1 rRNA gene is annotated in these 866 nt (G+C 50.6%); it reads right to left on the bottom strand.

The features are described from left to right. Positions 1-866 (bottom strand): 23S ribosomal RNA (locus tag ACJB0T_RS21920); the annotation flags it as partial.

Genomic DNA, 866 nt, shown 5'->3' with positions numbered 1-866 from the left:
CACCTTCAACGGCTTACAGAACGCTCCCCTACCCAATGTCCTAAGACATTGCCGCAGCTTCGGTGTATAGCTTAGCCCCGTTACATCTTCCGCGCAGGCCGACTCGACTAGTGAGCTATTACGCTTTCTTTAAATGATGGCTGCTTCTAAGCCAACATCCTAGCTGTCTAAGCCTTCCCACATCGTTTCCCACTTAGCTATACTTTGGGACCTTAGCTGGCGGTCTGGGTTGTTTCCCTCTCCACGACGGACGTTAGCACCCGCCGTGTGTCTCCCGGATAGTACTTACTGGTATTCGGAGTTTGCAAAGGGTTGGTAAGTCGGGATGACCCCCTAGCCTTAACAGTGCTCTACCCCCAGTAGTATTCGTCCGAGGCTCTACCTAAATAGATTTCGGGGAGAACCAGCTATCTCCAGGTTTGATTGGCCTTTCACCCCTAGCCACAAGTCATCCGCTAATTTTTCAACATTAGTCGGTTCGGTCCTCCAGTTGATGTTACTCAACCTTCAACCTGCCCATGGCTAGATCACCTGGTTTCGGGTCTATATCCAGAGACTGAACGCCCAGTTAAGACTCGGTTTCCCTACGGCTCCCCTAAACGGTTAACCTTGCCACTGAATATAAGTCGCTGACCCATTATACAAAAGGTACGCAGTCACACCACGAAGGTGCTCCTACTGCTTGTACGTACACGGTTTCAGGTTCTATTTCACTCCCCTCACAGGGGTTCTTTTCGCCTTTCCCTCACGGTACTGGTTCACTATCGGTCAGTCAGTAGTATTTAGCCTTGGAGGATGGTCCCCCCATATTCAGACAGGATATCACGTGTCCCGCCCTACTCGATTTCACTGATGATGAGATGTCG

Source organism: Vibrio sp. CB1-5 (assembly GCF_059412285.1).
Note: the sequence above shows the minus strand (reverse complement) of the source record. Positions and strands in the feature narration are given on the sequence as shown.